Below are 6340 nucleotides of genomic sequence, written 5' to 3'. Positions count from 1 at the left end.
GCAAAGAAAAGTAGGTGCCGCCCCGCACAGGGGCGACGCGTGAAGCTAGATAACGTAACGCGGATGCCAGCGCAGAGTCAAATCGCGGACGCCAGCGAAAAACCCCCTCCAACCATCGGCAGACAACAACAAAAAATCACAACATACTCCGAGGCCTCTGCATCGTCCCATCAAAAAACCTCTGCAACCGAAACGCAGAAAGATCAATAGAAGGCTGCCCATCAACGATCCACTCAGCCATAAGCCGCCCAACAATGGGCCCCATGGCGAAGCCATGCCCACAAAACCCGGTAGCGACCAACAGGCCCTGCGCCTGAGAAGCAGCATCGAGCACCGGAATCCCATCCGGCAACACATCGATCAACCCAGCCCACGACTCAACCACCTGCGCATCCTTCAAAGCCGGAAACAACTCACGCAGCTTCCGCAAAGCCCGCGGCGCATGCGCACGATTCGGCTGCGGATTCGGATCGCGCGGATGCAACACCCGCTCGTCAGCAGACAAAAACCCCGGCACACGCTCGCGCAAATCACGCACGAACGCGCCATTCAAATGAAAGCTGAACTTCTCGCGCTGCGCCCAAAGCTCGGGCAAGAACCACTTGAGCGCCCGAAAATGCCCAAACGTCATATCGACATCGACCTGCATGTCGTCAGCGAGATTGATCGCGCCATTCGCACGCTGCCGAATCCCAAGCCCATGCCCCCAGAATGTGGAAGCAGTAATCGCCGGCAACGGATTCGTCCGCATGCACGTCCCACGCACGGCTTGCTGCGGCAAAACAATACCCAGCGTATCGAGCAACCGCCAGCTACTCGCGCCCGCAGCGCAAATCACCTGCCGCGTGCGGATCGTGCCGCGCTCGGTAATGACCCCCGTCACGGCGCCCGCGCCCCGTTCTATCCCGATCACGCCACAACCCTCGAAAAACCGCGCACCCGCTTCGATCGCCCGTGCCGCGAAAGCCGCCGCCGCGCGGCGCGGCTCGGCCTGGCCGTCGCTCGGCGTATACAGCCCGCCCAGCACCTTGCCCTGCATGCCCCGCACCTGCTGGTCGATCTGCGCGCGGTCGAGCACCCGCGTATCCAGTCCGTACTGCTTCGCGACATCCATCCACTGCTGGAACGAAGTCCAGTCTTCCTCCTTGTCCGCCACGTACAGACATCCGCCCTGCCGCCATTCGAGATCGAAATCCAGCTCCCGTTCGAGCCGCTCCCAGATCCGCATGCCCGCCATCATCAACGGCACTTCGGCGGCCTCGCGGCCCTGCTGGCGCACGAAACCCCACGCGCGCGTCGATTGCTGCCCCGCGATGCGCGACTTGTCCAGCACCACCGCCTTCACGCCGCGACGCGCCAGGTAGTACGCCGCCGCGCACCCCATGATGCCCGCGCCCGCAATCACGACGTCGGCTTGATCGGGAAACGGCGTGTCAGCCGGGCTCAGATTGGCGTGCAGCGGATAGGTGGTCGTCATCGGGAATGCGAGAAAGATAGGGCGCCGAGGCCGTGTCGAGGGACAGCATCTTCTCAGGCCCGCCCGCGCGCCGCAATCCCAGCCAGAAAAGCCGCCGTCGCGCGAAGCGCCGCGCCCGCGTCAATCCCCACACGGTTGATGACTCGACGCAAAAACCAGGCAAAATCCAAAGTCTTACCGATTAATTTCATGCGATCTGCATATACTTCACCGCTAAAATAGACAGTCTTCGCATAGCGCGAACACCGCCTCATTCGCGTGAGGCGGTCGAACTCATTAGAATCGGCAGGTTCATCGAAAAAAGCTCGAGCAATGCGGATAAGGCGCGACACCAGGCGCGCCCGAAGTCTTGCGGTACAGTTGCGGTCCTGCGAGGGCAGCACGCTCAGCCGGCGTGTCGCGCGGCACCGCGCCGCCGTCACGACACCGCGTCATATACAACTATTTATACCGACACACACTCCGCGCATGTCCAACGAAGCCACCTCAACCGACTCGCTCGCCGTCGCCGAACGCGTGCGCGAGTTGATGAGCCGTCACGGCATCGGCAAGCGTCAGCAAACCAGCGAGCTTTGCCGGATCCTCGATTTGAGTTTCTCGCAGGGCCACCGCAAGCTGCGCGGCAACAGCCCGTGGACGCTCTCGCAGATCAAGAAGGTCGCCGAGGTATTTGGCGAGCCGGCGGCGCAGCTGTTCGGCGCGCAATCGCTCGATCCCGGCATGGTCGGCGCCACCGCGCAGGAGGCGGTGTTCGCGATCGGCGGAATTGAGCTGGCGTGCACCGCGTGGATCGGCGCGCCGATCGAAGCAGGCAGCCGGCCGGAATTCATCGCCTGGTCGAAGCTCGACCAGTGGCGTGTCGTGCGGCACGACGGCGCGCTCTATCAGAACGCCTATGAAGTCCACAAGATCGAGATCTATCCGCGCCGCGCTGAAACCGACAAGCCGCTGATCGCCGTCGTCGACGATGATCAGGCGTCCGCCGACAATCTGCGCGACTATCTCGAACGCAGCGGCTTCGCGGCTATCGCGATCTACGGGCTCGCGGCATTCGCCGAAACGCTGCAGACGCAGGTGTTCGACGGCGTGGTGATCGACTGGCTGTTCGGCCCGCAGACGTCGGCGGAAGCGATCCGCGCCGTGCGCGCGTCGGAGAATCCAGATGCACCCATCTTCGTGCTGACGGGCGAACTGCTGACGGGCAAGGCGAGCGAGTCGGAAATCAGCGATATCGTGCGCAACTACGACGTGGCCTGTTACGAGAAGCCCGCACGCATGGCGATTCTCGTCGCCGATCTGTCCAAGCGTCTGAGCCGCGCTTAAGTCGCCGCCTCACGCACGCGCGGGCTCGCCAGTCAGCCCGCGACGGACGCGCGGTGCCGCGCCGCCAGCGCCCGCTGCACGGCGTCGCGCAGCACCTCGTAGTGGACGGGCTTGGTCAGGCTGTCGAAAAACTCATCTCCCTCCGTGCGCGCGCCGCTCTCGGGCGCGTACGCACTCACGGCGATCACGGGCGTGCGCGCCGCCCCGCCCGGCCTTTGCGCCTTCTGCGCATATTCGGTCATGAACGCGTAGCCGTCCTTGTCGGGCATGTGCAGATCGAGCAACACCAGATCGCATTGCCGCGCGGCGAGCCATGCATGCGCGTCGTCGGCATTGGCGACGGCGGCCGCATCGCATCCCATGTGTTCGAGCATTTCGCACAGCGACTCGCGAATCAGCTGGTTGTCGTCGACGATCAGCACCCGCGGACGCCCTTCGCCGTGCGCCGGATGCGCCGCGACGGACGCACCGGCGGGCGCGGCGACCGGCTTCACGGGGATCGTCACCGTGAAGCGTGTGCCCTTGCCCACTTCGCTTTCGACACCGATGGTCCCGCCGAACAGATCGACCAGACCCTGTACGATTGCGAGCCCCATCCCCGCGCCTTCGAAGCGGCGCGTGCGCGATGCGTCGAGTTGCGTGAACTCCTTGAAGATCAGCGGAATCTGCTTGTCGGGCACGCCCGCGCCCGTGTCGGTGACGACGATGGCCAGCGCGTCGTCACGCTGGTCGAAATGCAGCGTGACGGTGCCGCGCTCCGTATAGCGAATGCCGTTGGTCACGAGGTTGTTGACGATCTGCCGGATGCGGTGCGGATCGGAATCGACGAGTCCCGCCCGGCCGCTCGCGCTGCCTTCGAACACGAGACCCTTGGCCCGCGCGAACGGCTCGTGCTCGTCGACGATCGAGGTCAGCAGTTCGCGCGGATCGAAATGCTCGTTGCGCAATTCCAGCTTGCCGGCGCCCAGGCGCGCATAGTCGGTCAGATCCCTCATCTGCGCTTCGAGATGGCGCGCAGCCGTCTCCAGCCGCTGGATCACCTTGCGGTCTGCGTCGGAGTGAAAGTTGAAGCCGAGCAGTTCGATCGACGAGACGATCGCATGCAGCGGCGTGCGCAACTCATGACTGATCATGCCGAGGAACGCGTCCTTGGCGAGGCTCGCCTCGCGCGCGGCGCGGCTGGCCTGATGCTCGGCATCGAGCGCCGCGTGCTGCTGGAGGATCAGCTTGGTCCGGCGCCGGCCGTTCACCACCAGCAGCGAAGTCGCCGCCGCCGACAGCAACAGCAGCACCAGCCCGCCCGCGAACAGCATCCGGCGCTTCGCGATGAAATCCGAATTCATCGCCTCGCGGTCCTGCAAGTCGACGTTGCGGCGGCTCAGCGCGAGATCGTTGACTTCCTTCCAGTGCTTGCGCAGTTCTTCGACCATCTGCGACGCGAGCGCGGGCGAATTGGGCAGCGCGTCGAGCGAAGGCTGCATCGCGACCAGCATCTCCGAGAGTCCCGCGATCTCTTCCTGCTGGCGCTGCACGGCTTCCGTCTGCGCGGCGAGGCGCTGCGTCGAGCCCGCCATCACGCGCAGCTTCGATTGCAGCACCTGGAAGTGCAGCATGAGCCGCTGATAGTCGCTATCGGCGCCCGTCTGGTACTGCAGCAGCTGGCTTTCGAGCCGCGCGTAGGCAATCTGGAGTTGCGCCGCGTCCCAATAGAAGCCGTCGTAAGTGCCTGTCAGCTGCTGGGTTGCGCGCGGATTGAGAAGGGCCGAGTACAGCAGATAGCTGATCGCCGCAGTCGGCGCCGCGAGCGCGGCGATCCAGATGACGACGAGCACCACACGGCGCAGCGGGCGCCGTCCTATTTGACGATGAGTGCCTTGATCTGCCATACGAATTTCGCGTCCGCCGACGCCCCCGCCAGCTCGCCGGGAAACTGGTCGCGCGGATAGATGAGAAACAGCGGCCCGAAGTCGCTGACCTGCAGGCGCTTGCCGTTCATGCTGTACGCGACGATCACGCCGTAGCGGTTCGTGTCCGACACGGGGACAGTGTACGTGTAGTCATCCAGTGTATGGATTTCGATCTGATCGCCGTATGCGCCCACGGTCTTCAGGATATCCGCGAGCAGCGGTCCCGTGAAGGTGGATTTTGCCGTCCATGTCGTCGACGTCGAAATGGTATGCACGGGCAGCGCGAGCAACTGCGCTTCGGAAAAGTGGAAAACGCTGTGATCGTCGTCGTTGGTCTTCGCAATCTTGCCTTTGACGTCGAGCGCCAGCGTGGTCGTCAGCGGCGCGGCCGATGCTCCGTACGAAGCGAACGCCAGCGCCAGGACAGTGACCAGCGCGGACATCAGCGCGAACGCACGCCGCCCTCCGCATGTCTTGTAGTGCACTTTCAGGTCCCTCTAGTGTGGTCTTGTTGTTAGCCGTGACCGCATTGTGCCTGACAACGTCATCGGACGATAACTACAACGCGGCAGGACCTGCCCCGACACAGAATCTTTACATGGCGTGCATAATATCGGCTCCATCTCAAAAAAGCCGCTTCGCCGACGCACGTTCTTCCGGCCCACCACAAGCGCAACATCCGTCATGAAAAAGCCGGTTCTACCGTTGACCTACGAACAGCTCGACCACTGGATCGAATCGTTGCAGCCCGCACTGCTCGAAGAGCGCTTCGCCGCCGCTGTCGGCATTCTACGGGGCGGCGCACCGCTCGCGTTGATGGCTTCGCATGCGATCGGCGTGCCTGTCGCGTTTCTCAGCTATGACCGCAGGGCGCGCCACGTCACGTGGGACTCGGCCCAGCCGCTGCCGCCGCCCGGCTCGAAGGTGCTGCTGTGCGAGGACATCGCGGGCCGTGGTTTCACGCTGGTCGACTGCATCGCCTTTCTCGAGCAGCACGGCCTGATCGTGAAGACGCTGACGGCCGCCTTCGACGAAATCAGCCGCATCCGCCCGGACTTCGCAAACGACGCGACAGGCTTCTTCGCGCTGTTCCCGTGGGAGCGCCAGGCCTATACGGACGACTATCGCGACGACTGGCTGAAAGTCGAGTCCGGTTCGGCGGGGAAAATGGCGGATGACCACGAATACGCAACCTACGCAATCGATCTGGACGGCATCCTGCTGCCCGACGTGCCGCTGTCACGATATGACGAAGATCTCGCCGCCGCTTTGAACGAGCGCGACGCGCTGTTGCCTTATGAGGTCTTGCCCGATGTCGATCTGCAGAACGTGCGCGCGGTGATCACGGGCCGGCCGTACGCCGACCTGGCGCGCACGCGCGCGTGGCTCGAGCGGCACGGTTTCGGTCATCTCGAACTGGTGATGCGCACGCCCGACGCGCATGACGAAACGTCCGAAGGCGCCGCCGCGCACAAGGCCGCCGCGGCGTTGAGCTGCGGCGTCACGCATTTCATCGAAAGCGACCCTGTGCAGGCGCTCCTCATCGCGAAGCTCGCGCCGCTGTTGCGCGTGATCTGGTGGGACGCGCTCAAGCACACGGGCACGCTGATCAGCGCCTCGGCCTGGCGCTGAG

General features: G+C 64.1%; 6 protein-coding genes. 2 read left to right on the top strand and 4 right to left on the bottom strand.

The features are described from left to right. Window positions 1-136: 136 nt before the first annotated feature. The gene (locus KFO72_RS27135) at window positions 137-1477 is read right to left on the bottom strand and encodes an NAD(P)/FAD-dependent oxidoreductase (protein WP_107203121.1); all 1341 of its coding nucleotides are present in this window, start codon (window positions 1475-1477) and stop codon (window positions 137-139) included. A 53-nt stretch (window positions 1478-1530) separates the two neighbouring features. Continuing rightward, the gene (locus KFO72_RS27130) at window positions 1531-1668 is read right to left on the bottom strand and encodes a hypothetical protein (RefSeq protein ID WP_224099994.1); all 138 of its coding nucleotides are present in this window, start codon (window positions 1666-1668) and stop codon (window positions 1531-1533) included. A gap of 277 nt (window positions 1669-1945) precedes the next feature. Between KFO72_RS27130 and KFO72_RS27125 the strand changes: the two genes are divergently transcribed. Next, entirely contained in the window at window positions 1946-2800 is an 855-nt protein-coding gene (locus tag KFO72_RS27125) for a helix-turn-helix domain-containing protein (protein ID WP_007588675.1), read from the top strand. A 32-nt stretch (window positions 2801-2832) separates the two neighbouring features. Here KFO72_RS27125 and KFO72_RS27120 read toward each other — a convergent pair whose 3' ends face one another. Together KFO72_RS27120 and KFO72_RS27115 are read right to left on the bottom strand one after the other, a co-directional pair. Continuing rightward, entirely contained in the window at window positions 2833-4686 is a 1854-nt protein-coding gene (locus KFO72_RS27120) for a hybrid sensor histidine kinase/response regulator (RefSeq protein ID WP_176054436.1), read from the bottom strand. Beyond that, window positions 4656-5192 carry a molybdopterin-dependent oxidoreductase gene (locus KFO72_RS27115; protein ID WP_054935188.1) on the bottom strand — a complete coding sequence of 179 codons (537 nt, stop codon included), beginning with the start codon at window positions 5190-5192 and terminating at the stop codon, window positions 4656-4658. The genes KFO72_RS27120 and KFO72_RS27115 overlap by 31 nt, the downstream gene beginning before the upstream one ends. Before the next feature lie 199 nt (window positions 5193-5391). Between KFO72_RS27115 and KFO72_RS27110 the strand changes: the two genes are divergently transcribed. Next, window positions 5392-6339: a phosphoribosyltransferase gene (locus KFO72_RS27110; protein ID WP_225033433.1), complete on the top strand. Its 948-nt coding sequence runs from the start codon at window positions 5392-5394 to the stop codon at window positions 6337-6339. Window position 6340 lies beyond the last annotated feature (1 nt).

It is taken from the genome of Paraburkholderia sp. XV, assembly GCF_020177535.1.
GTDB lineage: Bacteria > Pseudomonadota > Gammaproteobacteria > Burkholderiales > Burkholderiaceae > Paraburkholderia > Paraburkholderia caribensis.
Note: the sequence above shows the minus strand (reverse complement) of the source record. Positions and strands in the feature narration are given on the sequence as shown.

Excerpts from the sequence above, each read along its gene's own strand:
- KFO72_RS27130 (WP_224099994.1), bottom strand. The coding sequence starts at position 1,668 with ATGAAATTAATCGGTAAGACTTTGGATTTTGCCTGGTTTTTGCGTCGA.
- KFO72_RS27110 (WP_225033433.1), top strand. The coding sequence starts at position 5,392 with ATGAAAAAGCCGGTTCTACCGTTGACCTACGAACAGCTCGACCACTGG.
- KFO72_RS27120 (WP_176054436.1), bottom strand. The coding sequence starts at position 4,686 with ATGGCAGATCAAGGCACTCATCGTCAAATAGGACGGCGCCCGCTGCGC.
- KFO72_RS27135 (WP_107203121.1), bottom strand. The coding sequence starts at position 1,477 with ATGACGACCACCTATCCGCTGCACGCCAATCTGAGCCCGGCTGACACG.
- KFO72_RS27125 (WP_007588675.1), top strand. The coding sequence starts at position 1,946 with ATGTCCAACGAAGCCACCTCAACCGACTCGCTCGCCGTCGCCGAACGC.